18 protein-coding genes are annotated in these 21000 nt (G+C 63.0%); 9 read left to right on the top strand and 9 right to left on the bottom strand.

The window, feature by feature from the left end; translation table 11 throughout:
- The first annotated feature begins 63 nt into the window (after positions 1 to 63).
- The gene (locus M2335_RS03335) at positions 64 to 1749 is read left to right on the top strand and encodes a carboxylesterase/lipase family protein (protein ID WP_264593783.1); all 1686 of its coding nucleotides are present in this window, start codon (positions 64 to 66) and stop codon (positions 1747 to 1749) included.
- 105 nt (positions 1750 to 1854) lie between these two features.
- Here M2335_RS03335 and M2335_RS03330 read toward each other — a convergent pair whose 3' ends face one another.
- From M2335_RS03330 to M2335_RS03315, 4 genes are all read right to left on the bottom strand, one after another.
- On the bottom strand, positions 1855 to 2961 hold the full coding sequence (locus M2335_RS03330; RefSeq protein ID WP_264593782.1) for an alpha/beta hydrolase: 1107 nt from the start codon (positions 2959 to 2961) through the stop codon (positions 1855 to 1857).
- A gap of 28 nt (positions 2962 to 2989) precedes the next feature.
- On the bottom strand, positions 2990 to 4696 hold the full coding sequence (gene actP / locus M2335_RS03325) for a cation/acetate symporter ActP (RefSeq protein ID WP_264593781.1): 1707 nt from the start codon (positions 4694 to 4696) through the stop codon (positions 2990 to 2992).
- The gene (locus M2335_RS03320; RefSeq protein WP_264593780.1) at positions 4693 to 5010 is read right to left on the bottom strand and encodes a DUF485 domain-containing protein; all 318 of its coding nucleotides are present in this window, start codon (positions 5008 to 5010) and stop codon (positions 4693 to 4695) included. Before M2335_RS03320 ends, actP begins: the two co-directional genes overlap by 4 nt.
- 327 nt (positions 5011 to 5337) lie before the next feature.
- Positions 5338 to 5862: a DUF1810 domain-containing protein gene (locus tag M2335_RS03315; protein ID WP_319801184.1), complete on the bottom strand. Its 525-nt coding sequence runs from the start codon at positions 5860 to 5862 to the stop codon at positions 5338 to 5340.
- A gap of 87 nt (positions 5863 to 5949) precedes the next feature.
- Between M2335_RS03315 and paoA the strand changes: the two genes are divergently transcribed.
- The 3 genes from paoA to paoC are packed head-to-tail and all read left to right on the top strand — an operon-like array spanning position 5950 to position 9738.
- The gene (paoA, locus tag M2335_RS03310) at positions 5950 to 6585 is read left to right on the top strand and encodes an aldehyde dehydrogenase iron-sulfur subunit PaoA (RefSeq protein WP_181558519.1); all 636 of its coding nucleotides are present in this window, start codon (positions 5950 to 5952) and stop codon (positions 6583 to 6585) included.
- Positions 6582 to 7532, top strand: a complete 951-nt coding sequence (locus M2335_RS03305) for an FAD binding domain-containing protein (protein ID WP_264593779.1) — start codon at positions 6582 to 6584, stop codon at positions 7530 to 7532. The genes paoA and M2335_RS03305 overlap by 4 nt, the downstream gene beginning before the upstream one ends.
- A gap of 4 nt (positions 7533 to 7536) precedes the next feature.
- Positions 7537 to 9738: an aldehyde oxidoreductase molybdenum-binding subunit PaoC gene (gene paoC / locus M2335_RS03300; RefSeq protein WP_264593778.1), complete on the top strand. Its 2202-nt coding sequence runs from the start codon at positions 7537 to 7539 to the stop codon at positions 9736 to 9738.
- A gap of 251 nt (positions 9739 to 9989) precedes the next feature.
- Here paoC and M2335_RS03295 read toward each other — a convergent pair whose 3' ends face one another.
- On the bottom strand, positions 9990 to 10400 hold the full coding sequence (locus M2335_RS03295; protein WP_264593777.1) for a BLUF domain-containing protein: 411 nt from the start codon (positions 10398 to 10400) through the stop codon (positions 9990 to 9992).
- A gap of 447 nt (positions 10401 to 10847) precedes the next feature.
- On the opposite strand from M2335_RS03295, the gene M2335_RS03290 reads away from it, so the two are divergent.
- From M2335_RS03290 to M2335_RS03280, 3 genes are all read left to right on the top strand, one after another.
- The gene (locus M2335_RS03290; protein WP_264593776.1) at positions 10848 to 11918 is read left to right on the top strand and encodes an alpha/beta hydrolase; all 1071 of its coding nucleotides are present in this window, start codon (positions 10848 to 10850) and stop codon (positions 11916 to 11918) included.
- Positions 11919 to 12203: 285 nt separating this feature from the next.
- Complete coding sequence (locus M2335_RS03285; protein ID WP_264593775.1) at positions 12204 to 14738, top strand: TonB-dependent receptor; 2535 nt, start codon at positions 12204 to 12206, stop codon at positions 14736 to 14738.
- A gap of 188 nt (positions 14739 to 14926) precedes the next feature.
- Positions 14927 to 15733, top strand: coding sequence for an IclR family transcriptional regulator C-terminal domain-containing protein (locus M2335_RS03280; protein ID WP_264593774.1), 807 nt, complete (start codon positions 14927 to 14929; stop codon positions 15731 to 15733).
- Positions 15734 to 15753: 20 nt separating this feature from the next.
- On the opposite strand, the gene M2335_RS03275 is transcribed toward M2335_RS03280, so the two are convergent.
- Together M2335_RS03275 and M2335_RS03270 are read right to left on the bottom strand one after the other, a co-directional pair.
- Positions 15754 to 16140 carry a VOC family protein gene (locus M2335_RS03275; RefSeq protein ID WP_264580007.1) on the bottom strand — a complete coding sequence of 129 codons (387 nt, stop codon included), beginning with the start codon at positions 16138 to 16140 and terminating at the stop codon, positions 15754 to 15756.
- Positions 16140 to 16991, bottom strand: a complete 852-nt coding sequence (locus M2335_RS03270) for a TauD/TfdA dioxygenase family protein (protein ID WP_264593773.1) — start codon at positions 16989 to 16991, stop codon at positions 16140 to 16142. Before M2335_RS03270 ends, M2335_RS03275 begins: the two co-directional genes overlap by 1 nt.
- Positions 16992 to 17476: 485 nt before the next feature.
- On the opposite strand from M2335_RS03270, the gene M2335_RS03265 reads away from it, so the two are divergent.
- Positions 17477 to 18319: an alpha/beta hydrolase gene (locus M2335_RS03265; protein WP_264593772.1), complete on the top strand. Its 843-nt coding sequence runs from the start codon at positions 17477 to 17479 to the stop codon at positions 18317 to 18319.
- Between the two features lie 26 nt (positions 18320 to 18345).
- Here the strand turns inward: M2335_RS03265 and M2335_RS03260 are convergent, their stop codons facing one another.
- The gene (locus tag M2335_RS03260) at positions 18346 to 19053 is read right to left on the bottom strand and encodes a glutathione S-transferase N-terminal domain-containing protein (RefSeq protein ID WP_264593771.1); all 708 of its coding nucleotides are present in this window, start codon (positions 19051 to 19053) and stop codon (positions 18346 to 18348) included.
- A 12-nt stretch (positions 19054 to 19065) separates the two neighbouring features.
- The gene (locus M2335_RS03255; RefSeq protein ID WP_264593770.1) at positions 19066 to 20010 is read right to left on the bottom strand and encodes a 2-hydroxyacid dehydrogenase; all 945 of its coding nucleotides are present in this window, start codon (positions 20008 to 20010) and stop codon (positions 19066 to 19068) included.
- A gap of 99 nt (positions 20011 to 20109) precedes the next feature.
- On the opposite strand from M2335_RS03255, the gene M2335_RS03250 reads away from it, so the two are divergent.
- Positions 20110 to 20985: an amidohydrolase family protein gene (locus tag M2335_RS03250; RefSeq protein ID WP_264593769.1), complete on the top strand. Its 876-nt coding sequence runs from the start codon at positions 20110 to 20112 to the stop codon at positions 20983 to 20985.
- Positions 20986 to 21000: the final 15 nt, after the last annotated feature.

The following is a 21000-nucleotide window of genomic DNA, read 5'->3' as shown; positions in this document are numbered from 1 at the left end:
TTCCGCGCGCGAAGGGCCTAAACCTGTAATCGATTGCGAAGACCTTAGGGCAAGGAGAGGAACATGACAGGTTCGCGCGGAGAGGGCGCAAGTCGTCGGGCGCTTCTGCAAGGGCTTGTCGCCACCGGTGCCTTAGCCAGCGGGGCGCGACCGGCGCAGGCGAGTCCCGGAGCCATCGGCGGGCGAGGTCCCATTCTTACCGGCACAGGCATGGCGGATGTCGAGACCGCCAGCGGCCGGGTGCGCGGCTTCATGCGGGGCGGGATCACCATGTTTCGCGGTATCCCCTATGCCGACACGACCGGCGGCGCCAATCGCTTCCTTCCGCCCAAGCCAGCCAAGCCCTGGACCGGCGTGCGCAGCAGCCTCGCCTATGGGCCGATCTGCCCGCAGGACAAGGGCACAGGCCGCCAGAATGACGAAGAGGCCTTCATTTTCCAGTGGAATGACAGCTTCGACGGCGAGGATTGTCTGCGCATCAATATCTGGACGCCCGGCACGGACAATGCCCGACGACCGGTGATGGTCTGGCTCCACGGCGGCGGGTTTGTCGCCGGCTCCGGGCACGACGTCCCCGCCTTCGAGGGCTATAATCTCGCCCAGCGGGGCGACGTGGTGGTCGTCACGCTCAATCAACGTCTCAACCTGCTCGGTTTTCTCGACCTCTCCTCCGTGGACCCGGCCTATGCGCAGTCCGGCAATGTCGGCATGCTGGATATCGTCGCGGCGCTGCAATGGGTGAAGCGCAATATCGAAGCCTTTGGCGGCGATCCCGGTCGGGTCACGATCTTCGGCCAGTCCGGGGGCGGCGCCAAGGTTTCGACGTTGATGGCCATGCCCGCCGCGCGCGGCATGTTTCACCGTGCGATTGTTCAGAGCGGCTCCTTCGCCAAGGCCACGCCCCACGCTCAGGCCCGTAAGCTGGGGGAACTCATGCTGGCGGAGTTGGGCATCGGCAAAACCGATCTGCGTGCCTTGCACTCCCTACCCTATGATCGCTTGCTGGCGGCGAGCTCGGCCATCTTCCGCCGGGAGAATCCGCCACTGCCCGAAGGCGGCTCTATGGAGGCTCGGACCCGCGGCCGCTACGGCTTTACCCCGGTAGTGGATGGCGCGGTGCTGCCCGCCAATCCCGACGCACCGCAGTCCCTTGCGCTGTCGGCCGATGTGCCGCTGATCGTCGGCACGACCCTCAACGAGTTCACCACCGGGATCAACCAGCCCGACTTTTTCACGATGAGCGAGGCGGAGCTGCTGAACCGGGCTGATCGCTACACGGGAGGGCGCGGCGCGGCGGTGGTGGCCGCGTTCCGCCGGACGACGCCGGAGGCCCTGCCCTGCGACATCTGGTCACGCATCGCCACCGCACCGATCCGCCAGACCGCCATCGATCAGGCGAGCGGGAAGGCCGCGCTGCGTCGTGCCCCGGCATGGCTTTACAGCTTTGATCGGAGCACGCCCGTGCTGGACGGGCGTCCGCGCGCCTTCCACTGCGCGGAAATCCCCTATGTCTTCGCCAATGCCGAACGATGTGCCAGCATGACCGGCGGCGATGCCGAGGCCCTCAAGCTGGAGGCCGAGATGGCCGATGCGTGGATTGCTTTCGCGCGGACGGGCAACCCCAATCATGGCGGGCTGGCGCAATGGGACCCTGTGGTGGGCCATGGCGCACAGACCATGCGGTTCGACACCGTCTCGGCCATGCGAACTGGTTGGGACGAGTCCGAGCTCGCCGCGATGAAAGGCTGACACCCACGCCCGGTCGACGGTAAGGAAAAGGGGGCGACCTTGCGATCGCCCCCTTGTGCTCTCCGACCGGTAAGGGCCGGAAGACGCTGTAGATCAAGCTATAGCTTATTTCTCCGGCGTCGCCAGAGCGCGGCGCAGGGCCTCGATGCGGGCCTTGTTGAATTGCTTGGCCTGCGGCGAGTCCGGCGCCATGGCGTCAAAGCCGTGATAGGCGGAGGGCACGACGAGCAGCTCGGTCGGCACGCCGGCCTCGGTCAGGCGACGGGCATAGTCGATGTCTTCGCTCACGAAGAGATCGACACCGCCGACAGCGATGAACGCGGGCGGCAGACCCTTGAGCGAAGCAGCGCGTGCCGGCACGGCGGTGGCCGGCACCTTGTTCGTGCCCGGCTGCTGGCCGAGGAACGCCTTCCAGCCGAGCTGGTTCTGCTGCGCGTCCCAGCCGACTGTGGCGATGTGCGAAGGCACCTTCACCACGCCGCCGGTGCGATCATCCAGCATCGGGTAGATGAGCACCTGGAAAGCAACCGGGATTTCGCCGCGGTCGCGCGCGGTCAGCGCCAGCAGCGCCGCATGGCCACCACCGGCGCTCTCGCCCATCACGGCGATCCGCTTGGGATCGAGGCCGAGCTTGGCGGCATTGTCATGCATCCAGCGCAGGCCGGCATAATTGTCTTCGATGGACCCGGCATAGGTCGTTTCCGGCGCGAGGCGATATTCGACGGAGACGATGACCACGTTCAGTTCCTTGGCCATCTCCTGCAGGCGACGCACGTCGGTCGCGGCCGTGCCGAGAATATAGCCGCCGCCATGGGTGTGCAGGATGCCGCCGCGCCAGGCGCCTTCCTGCGCGTTGATCACGTACAGCTTCACCTGCGGCGCGCCGGCCGCACCGGGGATCATCTGCTCGACGACCGGAACGTCGCGGTGATGCGGCGGCGGGGGCGGCCCCATATTGCCCGACTTGCGCGACGCGCGCACCGAGTCCTCGGTCATTTGCCCCATCAGCGTCGAATAATAGAGCGCCATGCGGGCGGCGCCGTGCAGTTCCGGCGCGACGGGCGCGAGCTTGGCTGCGTCCTCAGCGCTCAGCGGGGCCGCAGCGACGGCGGCGGGATCGGGCAGGGGCTGGGCGCTGGCCATGTGGGCCGGGCCGGTCGTGGCGAGCAGCGTCGCCACCAGCCAGGCCGAGGATCGGTTCAGAAACTTCATGAATGCGTCTCCTGTCGCATGAGTCAGATCAATGATCGCTGGCGCCGGCGGCGCCGATGCCGGTCTCGGACCGGATGCGCTGGGCGGTGTAGCCGGCGCGGTCCACCTGCGCCCGCGCGCTGCGGTCGAGCGTCGAGATCAGCCAGATGGTGAAGAAGGCCAGCGGCATCGACACCAAAGTGGGCGAGGCGAGCGGGAAGATGGCGTGCGCAGCGCCAAGCTGGCCGACCCAGATCACCGGCGAGAGGATCGTCAACGCCAGCGCGGTCAGCGTGCCGATGGCCGATCCCCAGGCAACGCCGCGCGTCGTGCAATCCTTCCACAGGATGGAGAGCAAGAGGGCAGGGAAATTGCCCGAGGCAGCCACGGCGAAAGCCAGGCTCACCATGAACGCGACATTCTGCTTTTCGAACGCGATCCCCAACCCCACCGCGATCAGGGCGAGCACCAGCACGGTGATCCGCGACAGGCGCAGTTCGGTCGCCTGGTCGACATTGCCCTTGCGGATGACCGAGGCGTAGAGATCATGCGCGATCGTCGAGGCGCCGGAAAGGGTGAGCCCGGCCACCACTGCCAATATGGTGGCGAAGGCGACCGCCGAGACGAAGCCCATGAACACCTCGCCGCCCACCGCGTCCGCGAGATGGACGGCAGCCATGTTGCTGCCGCCACGTAGCCCGCCGCTCAAGGCATCGAGATAGGCCGGGTTGCTGCCGACGAACACGATCGCGCCAAAGCCGATGATGAAGGTGAGCACATAGAAATAGCCGATCCAGCCCGTCGCCCACAGCACGGAGGCGCGCGCCGTGCGGGCATCGCGCACCGTGAAGAAGCGCATGAGGATATGCGGCAGGCCAGCGGTGCCGAACATCAGCGCCATGCCGAGCGAAATCGCCGAAAGCGGGTCCTTGATGAAGCCGCCGGGTGCGAGAATGCCCCGCGCGCTCGCCGCCGCGGCATCGGCGCTGGCGCCTGCGGCCAGGGCAATCGCCTGCTTGGCGGCGACGGCCTGCTCGAACAGCGTGTCCAGCGAGAAGCCGACGCGATACAGCACGGCGAGCGACATGAAGGTGGCGCAGCCGAGCAGCATGACTGCCTTGATGATCTGCACCCAGGTCGTCGCGATCATCCCGCCGAACAGCACATAGGCCGTAATCGCGAGGCCGATGATGCCGACCGCATAAGGATAGGGAATGCCGAACAGCAGCTGGATGAGCTGCCCCGCGCCGACCATCTGCGCGATCAGGTAAAAGAGCACGACGATGAGCGAACTGAAGGCGGACGAAATCCGCACCGGCGTCTGCGCGAAGCGGAACGCGACGGCATCGACAAAAGTGTAGCGCCCGAGATTGCGCAGCCGCTCGGCGAGCAGGAACAGGATGATCGGCCAGCCGACCAGAAAGCCTGTGGAGTAGATCAGCCCATCATAGCCATCGGCATAAATCTGCGCGGAGATGCCGAGGAACGAGGCGGCGGACATATAGTCACCGGCGATGGCCAGACCGTTCTGCCGACCGCTGATGCCGCCGCCAGCCGTATAGAAATCGCTCGTCGTGCGCGTCCGCCGTGCAGCCCAGGCCGTGACGCCCAATGTGACGATGATGAACAGGCCGAAGGTGACCACGGCCGGCATGTTGGGGCCGGCATTGCCCGGCGTGGCCGCGCGGGCGATGCCGGGCATCAACGCGCCGATGGTCACCATGAGGGCGAGCGCCGCCCAGCGCGAACCGCTCACAGGCGATGCTCCGCCCGCAACGCATCCAGCTCGGCATCGAACCGGCGGTTGGCAATCCACACATATAGGCTGGTCAGCGCGATGCCCGAGAGGATCACCGCCATGCCCAAAGGCACGCCAATGGTCGTCGTCATGCCCGGCAGCGGTTGGCCAAGGATGGTCCGCCCGAACGCCACCAGCAGGATGAAGCCGAAGAAGATCGCCATCATCACGCCGCTCAGAATCCAGCCGAGGCGGCCACGGGCCTGGACGAGAGCCTGATAGTGCGGATCGCGACTGATGGCCGCAAGTTCATGATCGCCATCCAGATCCATCAGCCACTCCCCTCGCCCGCCGCATTTATGTGCGACAGGCTATTGTCCATCGATTGCAAGTCAATCCCTCATCCGGCGGCTAGGGACTTTATCCGCATGGGTCGCCCAACTCTGCCCGGCCAGGTGTGCAGGATGGCCGGGCAGAGGGTTCGGGCGACCCGAACTCGTAGGTCCGAAAGCAATTTTGCAATCGATTGCCATTCAATACACGGGAGGTTCGGCTGTGACAAGCGTGGGTTGAAATCGGCGATGGGGCCAATTTTTATTGGAAGGTTGGCGATACGTTCGTCGGGCGATATGAGCCTCGGCTTCATCAACTGCTCTCTTTCAGGCTGATGAACCCATCTGCCCCAGAATTTCGACGGTGCGTTCGTCAGGGCTGTCAAACCAGCGCTCGATCGCGGCACGGAAAATCGGCCTGTCCTCAGCGCTGTTAAACAGCGTCAGTGATGACCTGAGCTTGATCGCGTCGATGGCGCCAAAGACCTGCTCAGCGCTGGAGCCATGCAGCTCCTGTAATGCGATGACGCATTCCTCATAGCGCGGGCCGAGGACCGGATGCGCCAGATAGGCTTTGGCTTCGGCGCGCGAGCGGATCGCGAAGTGCTGCGCCGTGGGGCTGGTCCCCAGGCCCGCAATCTGCGGAAAGATGAACCACATCCAGTGCGTTCGTTTTGCACCGCTGCGGATTTCCGCCAGGGCCTGCGCGTAGCGTCCCTGCTGGGCGTCGACAAATCGGTTCAGATCGAATGGATCACTGGTCATCCCGCAACATTGGCAGTGGGAGCCTGTAAAGCCAACCTGTCCCGAGCGGTGCTGAACAGGCCGGGCAGTGCCGCGCCTGTCCGCCACTCACGATAATTTGGAAGCCAATTCGCAGCTGCTGCGTTCGGCCAGCATGGGATTATCCAATCAGCAGGTGCGAAGGACGACGATGCCATGGATCGATCGGAGGAGTGGCACGTCTCTCGACGCGGCGTGCTGGTTGGCGGCTCGGCCACGGCGGCGACCATGAGCCTGAACAACGCCGATGCTCGGCAGCCCTTGCCGCAACCACGCGAGGCGATGGTCGAGGTTACCCTGAGCGTGAATGGTCAGCCGCACAGGTTCCAAACCGACACGCGCACCACATTGCTCGATGCGCTGCGCGAAGAGCTCAAACTCACCGGCACGAAAAAAGGCTGTGATCATGGTCAGTGCGGCGCCTGCACCGTGCTGGTCGACGGTGTCCGGATCAACAGCTGCCTGACGCTCGCGGTGATGCATGATGGCGACAAGGTCACCACCATCGAAGGACTGGGCACGCCAGACCAGCTCCACCCGATGCAACGCGCCTTCGTCAAGCATGATGGCTATCAGTGCGGCTATTGCACGCCGGGCCAGATCTGCTCTGCGGTCGCCATGCTGGATGAGATTGCCGCTGGCGTGCCGAGCCATGTCACCGATGATCTGTCGGCTAAGCCGCAACTCAGCAACGCGGAACTGCGCGAGCGGATGAGCGGCAATATCTGCCGCTGCGGCGCCTATTCCAACATTGCCGAGGCGATTACCGAAGTCGCGGAGGCCAAGGCATGAGGCCGTTCACCTATGAGCGCGCGACCTCGCCCGCTCAAGCCGCGACGGCCGTCTTGAGCCATCAGGGGGCGCGCTTCATTGCCGGCGGCACGAACCTGCTGGACCTCATGAAGCTGCAGATCGAAACGCCGACCCATCTGGTCGATGTGCAGGATCTGAAGCTCGATCAGATCACGCAAGAGACCGATGGCGGCCTGCGGATCGGCGCGCTCGTCACCAACACGGCGCTGGCGGCGGATCGGCGCGTGCGCAGCGATTATGCTGTCCTGAGCCGGGCCATTCTGGCCGGCGCGTCCGGGCAACTGCGCAACAAGGCGACCACCGGCGGCAATCTTCTGCAACGGACCCGCTGTCCCTATTTCTACGATACCAACCAACCCTGCAACAAACGTCAGCCCGGGACCGGCTGCGCGGCGATCGAGGGCGCCTCCCGCCAGTTGGCAGTGATTGGCGGCAGCGCTGCCTGTATCGCGACGAACCCCAGCGACATGGCCGTTGCGATGCGGCTGCTGGATGCGCGCGTGGAGACGGTCGATGCACAGGGCAATGTCCGGTCGATCGACATTGCCGACTTCCACAAATTGCCCGGCGACACACCGCATGTGGAAACCGCGCTGGCGCCTGGCGAACTGATCACGGCCGTGCTGCTGCCCAAGCCTATTGGCGGCCAGCATGTCTACCACAAGGTGCGTGACCGGGCCTCTTATGCCTTTGCGCTCGTGTCGGTGGCGGCGATCCTCCAGCCGGATGGCTCTGGCCGCGTTGCGGTGGGCGGGATCGCGCCCAAGCCCTGGCGCATGGACGCTGCGGATGCCGCGCTCCCGCAAGGGGCGGAGGCGGTGGCCCGGCACCTCCTCGCCGGCGCCGCGCCGACCAGGGACAATGCATTCAAGATCGAGCTGGTCGAGCGGACGCTCGCCGGCATCTTGCACGACGCGAAGGGTTGATGCCGTGAAGTTCGATGCCCCCGCCACCCAGAACCCGATCGACCAGCTCAAGGTCGTCGGCAAGTCCACCGATCGCATCGACGGGCCACTCAAGACGACGGGGCGCGCACCCTATGCCTATGAGCGGCATGATGTCGCCGCGAACCAGGCCTATGGCTTCGTCGTCGGCGCGGCCATCGCCAAGGGGACGATCCGGTCGTTCGACCTGGTCGACGCCAAGGCCGCGCCTGGCGTGCTCTCGATCATCACCACGTTGGACCATAAGCCCCTGCCGCTCGGCGACCAGAACACCGCCAATCTGTTCGGCGGAGCGAAGATCCAGCATTATCATCAGGCGATCGCGCTGGTGGTCGCCGAGACCTTTGAGCAGGCCCGCGCGGCCGCATCGCTGATTCAGGTCGATTATGTCCGGGAGGATGGCAAATTCGATCTCCAGCGTGAGGCGTCCCGGGCCGAGCCCGTTCCGGACGAGGACGAAACCAACAAAGCCGGCGATTTCGCAGCCAGCTACGCCAAGGCTGAGGTCAAGCTTGACCAGCGCTACAGCACGCCGGACCAGAGCCATGCGATGATGGAGCCGCATGCCACCATCGCCGCATGGGAGGGCGAGAAGCTCACCGTCTGGACGTCGAACCAGATGATCGCCTGGGGCAAGCGCGATCTTGCCAAGGCCCTGTCGCTCAAGCCTGAGCAGGTGCGGCTCGATTCCCCCTATGTCGGGGGCGGCTTCGGCGGAAAACTGTTTCTGCGCTCCGATGTCGTCCTTGCGGCGCTGGGGGCCAAAACGGTCGGGCGGCCGGTGAAAGTCGCGCTCACGCGTCCGCTCATCATCAATAACACGACCCATCGGCCCGCGACCCTGCAGCATATCCGGATCGGCGCGAACAAGGATGGGCGCATTCTTGCGATCTCGCACGAGAGCATTTCGGGAAATCTGCCGGATGGCGAGCCGGAGACCGCCGTCCAGCAAAGCAAGCTTTTCTACGCGGGGGAAAGCCGGGAAGTCGCCATGAAACTGGCGCAGCTCGATCTCCCGGAAGGCAACGCAATGCGCGCGCCTGGCGAAGCGCCGGGGCTGATGGCGCTGGAGATCGCCATGGATGAAATGGCCGAGAAGCTGGGGATGGACCCGGTGGAATTTCGTATCCTGAACGATACGCAGGTCGATCCGATGAAGCCCGAGCGTCCCTTTTCGGCGCGTCATTTCGTCGAGTGCCTCAGGACCGGCGCGGAGCGGTTCGGATGGTACAAGCGCAAGACGACCCCGGGGTCGGTGCGTGACGGTCGCTGGCTGATCGGCATGGGCGTGGCCGGCGGCTTTCGCAACAATCAGCTGACCAAATCCGCGGCACGGGTCCGGCTGTCGGGCGACGGTAAGGTCACCGTCGAGACCGATATGACCGATATCGGCACCGGCACCTACACGATCATCGCCCAAACCGCCGCCGAGATGATGGGCGTGGACCTGGGCGATGTCATCGTGAAATTGGGCGATTCTGATTTCCCCGCCGCAGCCGGCTCCGGCGGCCAATGGGGCGCTGCCAACTCGACGGCTGGCGTCTATGCCGCCTGCATCAAGATGCGCGACCAGGTGGCGGCGCGCTTGGGGCTGAACAATGCAGATGTGACGTTTACCGACGGCGAGGTCCGCTCGGGCGATCGCGCCGTCCCCTTGCGCGACGCGGCGCGCGATGGGGAGGTCGTCGCCGAGGATGGCATCGACTATGCCGACGACTTCGCCGACCGGGCGCAGCAATCCACCTTCGTTGGTCATTTCGTGGAGGTCGGGGTCGACGCCTTCACGGGCGAAACCCGCATCAGGCGAATGCTCGCTGTGTGCGATGCCGGTCGCATCCTCAATCCCAAGTCAGCGCGAAGCCAGGTGATCGGCGCCATGACCATGGGCGCAGGCGCGGCCCTGATGGAGGAACTCGTCGTCGACAAGCGGTTCGGCTTCTTCGTCAATCACGACCTCGCGGGTTACGAAGTACCGGTCCATGCCGATATCCCGCATCAGGACGTCATCTTTCTCGATACCACCGACCCCTGGTCCACGCCGATGAAGGCGAAAGGCGTTGGGGAACTTGGGATTTGCGGCGTGGGAGCCGCGGTCGCCAACGCCATCTACAATGCCACCGGCGTGCGGCTGCGGGATTATCCGATGACCTTGGACAAGCATCTCTCGCGCTTACCGAAGGCGGTTTAGGCTGGCGCCGACGAGGTTTTAGTGCGGTAGCGCAGGACTGCCTAAGATAAGGCGCGAGGAAGACATGTCGTGGAGGCCAAGCAATGGTTGCGAGGCATTCTGCTCTCATCGAGGCCGCGCTCTGCTCCAACTGAGGATTGGACGATGAGTGTCAATCGTCGGCGCCCAAGATGACTATTCGGGCTTCCTACGAGGAAACATGCGGGTGGTTCCTGAGCTTGGATCCGCTAATCACGAATGTTGGTGGTTTCTCAGGCCGGCTGACTTTGGGATTTAGCGAAACCGCTGAAATAGGCTTTCAGATTTGCGTCGGTGACAGGTTCCAGCAAGCTTGCCACCTGCTCTTCAAGGGTCGAGCCCTCGTTGACGTCGCCACCCCGCTGAAATCCCATCTCCCAACGCGCGAACGACCGTGCGGCGATCGTCTTGTTATTCAGTTGGACCACGGCATAGTGACGCTGATCCTTTGAAATGCGCGCGAACGTCGAGTTGACGGCATCTTCCGGGCCTTCGAGAACCTGGAGGAAGCGCCGATTCCCGACCACGAGCAAGCCCGTTATATCAGCGAGCCGGTTATTCCGTCGGGACGCAACCAAAATGTCCCCAAGCTCCGCATCCGAAAGCGTTCGACGGACAGTGCTGATATATAAAATGCGATGCATGGCAGGCTCCTTAGCGACCGGGCTAGGGATGCGATGTTAATCAAATACTTCCAGCGCGGTGAGCCGAGTGGAGACCCCATGATCGGCGGCGATTTAAATGGTGAAAATCCGTGCTCCGCTGGGTCGCACGCTGACGCTGATTGAAGTCCGCGGTGCCCAAATCAGGGTCATTCACCGCGCATGTTGGCTATGTGGGACTGGGCCGAGTTCGGGCATGAGGCGACCTTAGCTCCTGACCAAGAGGAATTACACTCGCCAAGCTTCTGACCAGCGCCGCAGGCCGGCCACGTGACCGCGCGAAGGGCGTCAAGGCAAGCATTGCTTGACCGATAAAACATGTAAACATATGTTTAAAGTGATCCCGCAACGCTGCGTCGTACCAGCCCAAGATGCAGAGAGCTGGCCGTGACAACCGCTCCTGGCCTGACGATCAGAGAGGATACAGATATGAAGATGCGATTGTTGGGTGGTCTTGGCCTTGTCACTGCCTCGGTGGCTGCCGGCGCCGCGCCCGCCGCTCCATCGATCGCAAGCCAGGCCGAAGCCCCCAACACCCAGGTTCGGGTGGAGCGACGGTTGGTGCACTCGCAAGCCATTGCCGGCAATCTTCTCAGAACCTCCGCCGAGCGCGAGGTCTTTGTCGTTCTTCCCCCGAGTTATGGCCGCGACATCAAGCGGCGATACCCCGTGGTTTACGCCCTGCACGGCTTCTCCATCGACGCGGCGAGCTGGATGCAGAAACTCGATGCGGCCAGGCGGATCGCTGCAGCTTTTGCTGCGGGGGTGCCGGAGGTCATTGTCGTGTTCCCCGATGGGAGCAATGAGTATGGCGGGTCCTTCTATGGCAGTTCCATCGTCACCGGCGACTTCGAGACATTCGTTGCGGACGAATTGCCTGCCTATATCGACCGGGAGTTCCGCTCGATTCCAGAGGCGGCCGCGCGTGGCTTGATGGGGCATTCCATGGGCGGCTACGGCGTCGCGCGCATTGGCATGAAGCGCCCAGGGCGGTTTGGCGTTCTCTACATGATGTCGCCCTGTTGCCTGAGCGCTCTCGGAACGCAGGGATTGACCGCAAAAGAAGTGAGGGAGATCAACGATCTTGCATCCCCTCAGGCAGCCCGGGGGCTTCCGTTCAAATATGCAGGGCCACTTGCGACAGCGGCGGCCTTCTCGCCCAATCCGGCGAAGCCGCCGCTCTTTGTCGATCTGCCGATTACGGAACAGGGCGAGTCGCGCGAGGCGATCATGGCCAAGCGCGCAGCCAATGCCCCGCTCAGTTTCATCGACCAGTACGTCTCTGCTCTCAGGACCTATCGCGCCATTGGCATCGACGTCGGCGATCAGGACACGATCGTCACCGCAGCAACCGAGCTCCATAAAAACCTAGATAACTATGCTATAAGCAATCAACTGGACATTTATCCGGGCGATCACAGCAGTAAAGTTCCGGAAAGACTGCAAAAAGAAGTCCTCCCATTCTTCGGAAAACATCTGAAAATTGTCGTAGATCGATAAACATATACATGAACTCTCTCAGCGAGATCATACATGTAGACAAGACATATCTGTAGTTGATCACTTATTTTATCGCCCGACTCATCACAGTCCTGTCTCATTTTTACAAAATAGATACATCGCACCTCCGCCAAATTCCTCTGGAGTTCGCCGATTATTAGGATTGCAGCTGCCGAAAATGCGCGCTAGATCGCTAACCGGAAAAATATCCGGAAATATGGCGAGCATCGCGAGAGGCGACGAGAGGGTCTCCATTTCGCTAGAATTCGCCCGAGGGAGACTGAGATGAAAAACCTGGAATTGGCAACCATAAGCTCGGCAGCGCTGGTTCTCGCTTTGTTAGCAGGGCCGGCAAGCGCACAGGTTGGATCGGCATCGGCGGCCCCGCAAGCGACGCCACAGGACAGCCGGGCAGGCGGCCTTGAGGACATCGTGGTTACCGCCACGCGCCAGTCGACGAATTTGCAGGATACGCCGATCGCCATCACCGCGGTCACGGCCGAGGCGATCGAGCAGAAGGGCATTACCAGCGTCGGCGAACTGACCGCTGTGGTTCCCAACACGCAATTCCGGAAGTCACAGGGTGCATTCGGGCCCGGTATCGATGCGACGATCCGGGGGATCGGCAATCGGGATACGAGCCTCGCCAGCGAGCCTGTCGTCGCCTTCTATCTCGACGACGTCTATTTCCCGACGCTGCTCGGGTCGAACTTCGATCTTCTGGATATCGAGCATATCGAGGTGCTCCGGGGTCCGCAGGGCACCCTGTTTGGGCGGAATTCGCTCGCCGGCGCCGTCAACATCATCAGCAAGCAGCCCTCCACCAGCGATGTTTATGGGCGTATTCAGATCACGGCGGGATCCTATGACCGCATGGACTTCCGCGGCTCGCTGAATCTGCCGCTGAACGAGCAGCTCGCCCTTTCCGTTTCTGCGCTTTCGAAGAAGCGGACGGGCTATCAGAAGATCCTCGATTTCACCTGCGAGATGCGCGCGCGCGGCACGCCTGCGCTATCGGGCTCCTTGCCTTATGCCTCGACCCTCAACATGCCGACCGCCGGGTTCACGCCCGAGGATTGCGTCGTCGGCCATCAGGGCGGCGAAGATGTGCAGGCCTACCGGGGGTCCTTGCTCTGGAAGCCGTCCGAGGATCTGCGGTTCACGGTGACGGGCGACTATATCCGCGATACGAGCGAGAATAACGCCGATAGCATCGTCGGGATCATCAACAACCGGGTGTCCGGGACGGTCGTGTCCGCCGCCAACACCTTGGGTCTGGCCTATGACACTCGCTTCCTGACGGGCGATCCCTATAGCACCTATGCCAGCTTCAGCGATCCCATCGCCGCAGGCACGGTCATCCCGGGCAACACATTCTATAATGGTTTGCGGATCAATGGTGTGGCCGTGCGCGGCGGCGCCAGCTTTTCGCCGTTCATCGACCTCAAGAACTGGGGCGTCTCAGCCAAGATGAGCTGGGACATCAATCCCGACATCAATTTCCTCGCGGTGGTCGCGCACCGTGAGATGGTCGAGACCCATTCCTATGACGATGATGGCTCGCCGCTCAATGTGGTGTTGCGGTCCAATACCTTCTCGGAGGAATATTGGACGGCCGAAGCGCGCCTGTCCGGCAAGTCATCGTTCATCGACTGGGTCGTGGGCGGCTTCTACTTCACGGCCGATGGCTCGCAGCACGCCGCCTTCATCTCGCCCCAGAGCTCGTTCCAGCGGCTGATCGATTCTGAGTTCAACCCGACGAGCAAGGCGGTCTTCGCCAACGCCACGATCCGGCCATTTGGTGAAGCGCTCAGCTTCGTGGGCGGCCTGCGCTATTCGGACGACAAGAAGGTCGTCGACTTTTATAACGTCCTCGACACCTCACCCAGCGCCAGCGACACGGTCTTTTACGTCGTTCCGCAGCAGACGCGGTTCGACTGGAAGGCCGGCGTCAATTACCAGCTGGCGTCCAACGCGCTCATCTATGTGTCCGCTGCGACCGGCAACTCGCTTCCCGGCTTCGATCCGCGCCCGCAACAGCCCTCGCAGATCGCGCAATATGATGGCAATGACGACATCGCCTACGAAATCGGCGCCAAGCTCGATCTCTTCGATCGTCGGGTGCGCCTGAATCTCGCGGCCTTCTATACCGACTTCAAGAACCGCCCGACTTCGATTTCAGGATCCGAGGCCCTGCTGGACGCAAATGGTCAGCCCGTGCCCGGAAATCGCACGCTCGTCCCACTCGCGGGAGGCCCTGCGGGGTCGACCACCTGCGGTGCGGTCGTGGCGGCAGGCACCGGCATTACCTGCCTCGGACGGACCTACTATCGCAATCAGGCCGCAAAAATCCGCGGCTTTGAAGCCGAGTATACCATCAATCCCGTCGATGGCCTGCTCATCAATGGCTCGGTGGGGTACACCAAGCTGACGGCGCCGGACATTCGGGAGCGCGCAGTCAACCGGCGGCAGAATTCGCCGTTCTGGACGGCAAACGCGGGCGTGCAGTACACGGCGGAGCTTCCGTCACTGGCCGGATCGATCACGCCCCGGGTGGACTGGATCTATGAATCGAGCCAGGTGGTGTCTGGCACGTCGACCACCTTTGATAACCTTATGCCGGCGCGTTCGGTCTTCAATGCCCGCCTGACCTACGACAACGACGAATATGACTTCTCGATTGCGGTGGGAGCCACGAACCTGTTTGACAAGGTTTATTATTATAACGTGTTCGACTCCCAGGCGTTGGGGGCGGCCTACACCAACGCTCAGCCGGCAGCGCCGCGCCAGTTCTACCTGACTGTGGAGAAGAGCTTCTAATAATGCGCTGAGCCGAGCATTCGGCTTACCCCAAAGCAACACAGGGCTGTCGGCTGGCGCCGGCGGCCCTGTCTGCTTCTGGCTCTGTCCGCCATGCAGGATCGGCTAAGGACGTCAGCTTGATTCTGACCGCCAGCCGTGGAAAGCAGAGCAGCATCATTCCCCGCGAAAAAGTCGGAATATTGAACATGGCCAAATCGAAAACGCAGACCGGGGAGCAGGAGGGCGTGCGCGCGGTGGATGACGACTTCATTCCCTCGCTGGAAAAAGGGCTAGCCGTCCTGGAGTTGTTCGGATCGGACAATCCTGACTGGACCTTGAGTCAGATTGCGCGGGAGCTCAAGCTCACCCCCGGGACCACCCGCCGTATTCTGCGGACTCTGGAGAAGTTGGGTTATGCCGTAGCCGACGAAGGCCGGTTCTGCCTCACCCCCCGGGTTCTCAAACTCGGCTTTTCCTACCTCTCGTCGCAGCCATTCGCCGCCATCGCGAAACCTCTTCTCACCCAGCTTGCGCGCAGGCTGAATGCGACGTGCTGCATCACGGTGCTGGACGAGCGGGATGTGGTCTATATCGCGCGGGGCACGCATAAGCCGATCGAGCCCTTTTACGTGCATGTCGGCGCGCGACTACCGGCCTATGCGACGGCGCCCGGCAAGGTCCTGCTCGCCGGATTGGCGCCGGACGTCTTGGACGAGCGCCTGATAGGCTGGGACTTCCAATCCTTCACGCCTAACACCCTTTCGAGTGCCGCAGCGCTGAAGGCCGATGTGAAAGAGGCGCGGAGCAAAGGCTATGCCTTGAACGATCAGGAGATCTTCCTCGGCCAACGCTCCATTGCCGTCCCCCTGTCGCTGGGCGGGGTTCAGGCGGCTTCGATTGTCGCAGCCGCCTCGGTCAGCAGTGCGTCCCTGGATCGGCTGGTGGCCGATCTGCTTGGCCCATTGCAGGAGGCTGCGATCGAGATCGAACAGGCGGCGTCTTCGCTGCTCTGAGGGCAGCTGCACCGGCGCAACTAATCCTTCCAGGAAGCTTTCCAGGTCGCGCAGACTTTGTTGCCGTCAGGATCACGCAGATAGGCGATATATGGCTGGCCGTAACTGCCCGGCCGCGTGCCAGGCGCGCCATCGTCTACCCCTCCATTGGCCAACCCGGCACGATGAAACGCATCGACATGTTCCGGGCTTGGCGCCCGAAAGCCGATCGTGCCGCCGTTCGCGAAGGTTGCCGGATCGCCATTGCGGGGCGCCCTGACGGCGAACCCTTGCTCGCCACAGCGATAAGAAAGCAGGGGCGCGTCCGGGGCGGCGGCATTGGCATGCCCCAGTGCCCCCATCACGGCATCGTAAAACTGCCGCGCTCTCTCCAGGTCGTTCGTTCCGACAAAGATGTGATTGAACATCATGGCTGGGACACGCAGGCCGCTGCTGTGCACCCCGCCCGATCGAGGCGAATGCCCGAAACGGAGACCCGCTGCATGACCCGCCGCTCGCCGTGATAATCATTGACGGCATAGTGCAGGACTTGGAGATTGTCCCAGAACGCTACCGTTCCCGGGCGCCACTTGAGACGGACCTGATATTCCGGTCGTTCGCACTTCTGGAACAGATATTGGAGCAAGGGCGCGCTCTCTTCCTGCGTCCAGCCCTCGAAATGGGTCGTGTAGCCGCGGTTGACGAACAGCGATTTACGGCCGGTGATCGGATGCCGGATGACCACGGGATGGGTCGCCTTCACGACCTTCGCCTTGGCGCCTGCATATTGGGGCAGCAGGGACATCGACGTGACGACCCGCTCGTTATTATGCTCTGCGCGCATCGTCTCGAGCTGGGTCTTCATGCCCTCGGAGAGATCATCATAAGCGGCAGCGAGGCTCGCAAACACCGTGTCGCCGCCGGCTGACGGCAGCACCTTCGCCGCGAGGATAGAGCCCCAGGATGGAATCTCGTTGAACGTCTGGTCGGCATGCCAGCCGCCGCCCACATTCTTGAGCTGCTGCTCTTCCTTCTCGATCATCGTGATCTGCGCGTCCGCCACCGGCGCGCGCTTTGCGCCCGGCAAGGCAAAGCGGCCTGCAAATGCGCGTTGCCGGTCGGCGCTGAGATCCTGATCGCGGAAAAAGATGACGCCATTCTCGGCGAGAGCTTTTGTGATCTGCTCGATCGTCCGGTCATCAAGATCCTTGGACATGTCCACATTGCCAATCTCGGCGCCGATGAGACCGTTGATCCGCGTGACTGAAATGTCGTCCAAATTTCCTCTCCGAACCCCGCGATGCATTGCTCTTGTCTGGGCGGATGCCTGTTCAAGACGCCGCTGGGACGCTCCTGAAACCTGCCCGCGCCGCAATAAGCCGGAAAATATTCCGGATTCACAAATTGCATGGCTTTGTCTGCAGCGCAAGCCATCCTCCGGCCTTGAGAAGCGGAAATTTCTCCGGTAGCATCTGCGGATCAATGGATGATGCAAGACCGGCGGTGGGAAACTGCCTCCGCGCCCTGCGAGCCTCCTGACATTCTTCATCTGCCTTTCCGGGGAAGACCGAATCCATGAGAAGATCACTGCGCCGATTGCTAACGTTGGCGAGCATCGGCAGCTTGTGCGTCGCCGCGAGTCCGTTCAAGGCAACTCCGGCATTCGCTGCGCCCATCGTCCTTGAGCGGCAAGGTTCGTTTTCGGTCGGAGGTGCGCTGCTGGGTGACGCCGCATCGGGACATCTGTCGTGCGATCACGGTTTCGTGGAATATCAGATCCCCCGGCGGGCGCGGAAGACAGCGCTGCTGCTGTGGCACAGTTCCAGCGTGGCCGTGTGGCAAAACCGGTGGGATGGCGGCGAAGGCTTCCAGAGCATCTTCCTGCGCCGCGGCTTCCCGATCTACCTCTGGGATGGCCCGCGTGTTGGCCGCGCGAACTGGGGCTGCGAGGACTATACCTACAAGGCAGTGCCCGGCCGAGATGAGGGGAATTTCAAGGCCTGGCGCCTGGGGGAAGCCTACCCCAACTGGTTCCCGGGCATCCAGTTCCCCAAGGACGACCCGCAAGCCTGGGATCAGGCGATGCGCGCGCGGTACGATGAGTTCGACACTGTGCCTAACGCCCAGTTGCAGAGCGCGGCAGCGGCGAAGGCTGTCGACCGGATCGGCCCAACGGTGCTTGTCACCAATTCCGGCGGCGGTTTCCGGGCCTTCATGACCGCGCTCGAGAGTGACAATGTCAAAGGCATCGTCGCTTACGAGCCGCCCGGGTTCGTGTTTCCTGAAGGGGAAGGCCCGCCGGCTGGAAAGGGACCGTTCGGCCCGGTCAAGGTGTCCGCCGAGCAATTCAAACGGCTCACGCGCATTCCGATCCAGATCGTGTTCGGCGACCACATTGCGCAGTCGACGAACTGGAGTGCGGCCTATCGCGCGGCGACGACCTTTGTAGCGATCGTCAACGCCCATGGCGGTAAGGCGGAAATCCTGTCCTTGCCGGCCGCCGGCCTCTCGGGGAACACCCACCTCCCCTTTGCGGACCTCAATAATGTGGCCGTGGCCGACCTCCTCTCGGCCTTCCTTCACCGGCACGGGCTGGACGAGCGCTGACCACCGCCGTCGCCGGAAAGCCGGACTTAGGACGGGCGCGGCGGCATGGTCAGCCCGCGCTGAACTGCCGGCCGCGCCAGTCCTTGTTCGAGCCATCGCGCGACGTGGGGCATTGATCCGAAGTCAACCAACTCTGCCGCGTCGAACAGGCCGACAATATTGCGGATCCATCCGAGCAGCGAGATGTCAACGATCGAATAATCTTTACCGAGAAACCACTCCCGATCTGCGAGCCGCGTGTTCATGACGCTGAGCAGCCGAGCCGCTTCCGCCGCATAGCGGTCTCTGGGGCGCTTGTCCTCCCAGTCCTTGCCCGCGAACTTGTGGAAAAACCCCAGCTGCCCGACCATCGGACCGACGCCCCCGACCTGGAACATCAACCACTGCAGCGCTTCCCAGCGACCGGATGCGTCGGTGGGTATGAACTGCCCCGTCTTGTCGGCAAGGTAGAGCAGAATGGCACCGGACTCGAACAGCGCGATCGGGGCTCCTCCCGGGCCGGAGGGATCGACGATCGCCGGAATCTTCCCGTTCGGGCTGATCGAGAGAAACTCCGGGCTCTTTTGCTCGTCCGTCGAAAAGGCGACGAGATGCGCCTCGTACGGCAGCCCCGTCTCTTCAAGCATGATGGAGACCTTCACGCCATTGGGCGTGGAGACGGAATAGAGCTGAATCCGATCGGGATGTTCGGCCGGCCAACGCCGGGTGATTTCCATCTCAGACAGGCTGGGCATCGCAATTCTCCGCTATGTTGGGGCCTGGGAAGCATCAACGCTCGAAAAGTAGGTTCTTGCCGCGTCCATCAGGTGATCGATGACCGCCTGCCGCGCTTCGAATGTGAAGCTTGCGGCGTGCGGCGTCAGGATCACATTCTCGAGGCGGGCCAAGCGCGGGTCGAAGTCCGGCTCCTTGTCGAACACATCGAGCGCCGCGCCGGCGATGGTGCGATCTTGCAGGGCGTCGATCAACGCCTCTTCATCGATCACGGCGCCGCGCGCGATGTTGACGACAATGCCTTGCGGGCCAAGCGCGTCCAGGACCTCGCGGGTGACCACGCGCCGCGTCCGATCCGTCACCGCGCAGGCCAGCACCAGAATGTCGCACGCGGCAGCGAGCGCGGTTACGTCGGAATGATAAGTGTAGGCGCAAGCCGCGACCGGGGCGCGCGCGTGGTAATCGACAGACATGCCCAGGCTGGCACATTTCTGGGCGAGCCTCCGCCCGATCCGACCCAGCCCGACAATGCCGACCCGCCGGGCGCTCACGCGACGGCCATTCATGAAGCGGTTCTCCGCCCAACGTCCGCTGCGCGTGAACCGGTCCGCCGCGACGATGTTGCGCTCGGCGGCGTAGATGAGCCCGAGTGCAAAATCGGCGACATCCTCCGTGAACTGGTCGGGGGTGTGCGCGAGGACGATCTGGCGTGCGGCCAGCGCCTCGACGTCGATATTGTCCAGACCCGCGCCGAGGGAGAGCACGAGTCCTAAATCCGGCAGCGCTTCCAGAAGGCCCGAGGGAATGCCAAGGACCGCCCGCGTGGCCACAGCGCGCACAGTCGATGGAATTGCCGTGACTGGCTGCGCATTCGCGCCTTCGAGCGGGACGGGGATCAACCGAAAATCGCGTTCGAGCGCGGTTCGCAGGTCTGCGGGCAGCTCGGCGATGACAGCAATTTCGGGTCGCTCGTTCATAGTCGCTCCTTCTGGCCGACTTGCATGACCTAAAGAAATAGGTCAATAGCGCTAACCCGGCCGTCGTCCGACGGTGAAAGCACGTCAGGAGGCAGAAGCATGACCAGCAACTCCGGAATGTCCGGCGACGGTCGTCCTCCGCACATCCTGCCGGCCAGCGCCTGGGATTTCCACACCCATGTTTTCGGGCCGCGTCCGCACTTTCCGCTCGCAGCAGGCGGCGCTTACGAGCCTCCGTCCGCCGACCGCGACCTGCATCTTGCGACGCTCGACCGGCTGGGGTTCGATCATGCGCTTCTCATCCAGCCCTCCCTCTATGGCGACGATCATAGCGCCCTGCTGGATGCTTTGCGCCACGGCCAGGGCCGGCTGCTGGGAGTCGGCTCTGTCAGCGCGACGATCGATCGGGATAGACTGGCAGCATTAAGAAGCGCAGGCGTCGTCGCCCTTCGCTTTGTCGGCGTTCCGGGGCCGGACGGCGGCCCCTATCCGGGGACGCAAGGCTTTGATCAGCTTGAGGATCTGCGCAGCGATATGCGCACTCTCGGGCTTCACGCCCATGTGTGGGGAAGTTTGGAGCAATGCGCTGATCTGGCGCTTGGCGACGCTGGGAGCGATATGCCGTTGGTGTTCGATCACCTCGCCGGTCTCTACCCGGATGACCGTCCGGGCACCTATCGCTTCGACCGGCTGCTGGATGCCGTCGCCACCGGCATGGCCTGGGTCAAGCTGACTTATTTTCGGCGGTCGGCACTGCCGGGCGACTATAGCGACATGCAGCCGGTCGTATCCGCACTTGTAGACGCGGCACCCCACCGGGTGATCTGGGGATCGGACTGGCCCTTTGTACGGACCGCTCAGGTGCCCGACCCGTCAGCCCTGCTCAATCAGCTCCGGTCCTGGATGGGAGAAGAGGCTTTCCGTCGCTGCCTTTCAGACAATCCTGCCGCCCTTCTCGGGATGAAAATGCCTTGACCGTGCCAATCCCGA

Source organism: Sphingobium sp. B12D2B, from assembly GCF_025961775.1.
In the GTDB taxonomy this organism is placed as follows: domain Bacteria; phylum Pseudomonadota; class Alphaproteobacteria; order Sphingomonadales; family Sphingomonadaceae; genus Sphingobium.
This window is presented reverse-complemented; position numbering and strand designations above follow the sequence as displayed.

Bases quoted from the DNA above. Each gene is read 5' to 3' on its own strand.
- M2335_RS03250 (WP_264593769.1), top strand. From the start codon at position 20,110: ATGACCAGCAACTCCGGAATGTCCGGCGACGGTCGTCCTCCGCACATC.
- M2335_RS03295 (WP_264593777.1), bottom strand. From the start codon at position 10,400: ATGCATCGCATTTTATATATCAGCACTGTCCGTCGAACGCTTTCGGAT.
- M2335_RS03275 (WP_264580007.1), bottom strand. From the start codon at position 16,140: ATGTTCAATCACATCTTTGTCGGAACGAACGACCTGGAGAGAGCGCGG.
- M2335_RS03285 (WP_264593775.1), top strand. From the start codon at position 12,204: ATGAAAAACCTGGAATTGGCAACCATAAGCTCGGCAGCGCTGGTTCTC.
- M2335_RS03280 (WP_264593774.1), top strand. From the start codon at position 14,927: ATGGCCAAATCGAAAACGCAGACCGGGGAGCAGGAGGGCGTGCGCGCG.
- M2335_RS03335 (WP_264593783.1), top strand. From the start codon at position 64: ATGACAGGTTCGCGCGGAGAGGGCGCAAGTCGTCGGGCGCTTCTGCAA.
- M2335_RS03305 (WP_264593779.1), top strand. From the start codon at position 6,582: ATGAGGCCGTTCACCTATGAGCGCGCGACCTCGCCCGCTCAAGCCGCG.
- M2335_RS03320 (WP_264593780.1), bottom strand. From the start codon at position 5,010: ATGGATCTGGATGGCGATCATGAACTTGCGGCCATCAGTCGCGATCCG.
- M2335_RS03255 (WP_264593770.1), bottom strand. From the start codon at position 20,010: ATGAACGAGCGACCCGAAATTGCTGTCATCGCCGAGCTGCCCGCAGAC.
- paoA (WP_181558519.1), top strand. From the start codon at position 5,950: ATGGATCGATCGGAGGAGTGGCACGTCTCTCGACGCGGCGTGCTGGTT.
- M2335_RS03330 (WP_264593782.1), bottom strand. From the start codon at position 2,961: ATGAAGTTTCTGAACCGATCCTCGGCCTGGCTGGTGGCGACGCTGCTC.
- M2335_RS03260 (WP_264593771.1), bottom strand. From the start codon at position 19,053: ATGCCCAGCCTGTCTGAGATGGAAATCACCCGGCGTTGGCCGGCCGAA.
- M2335_RS03290 (WP_264593776.1), top strand. From the start codon at position 10,848: ATGAAGATGCGATTGTTGGGTGGTCTTGGCCTTGTCACTGCCTCGGTG.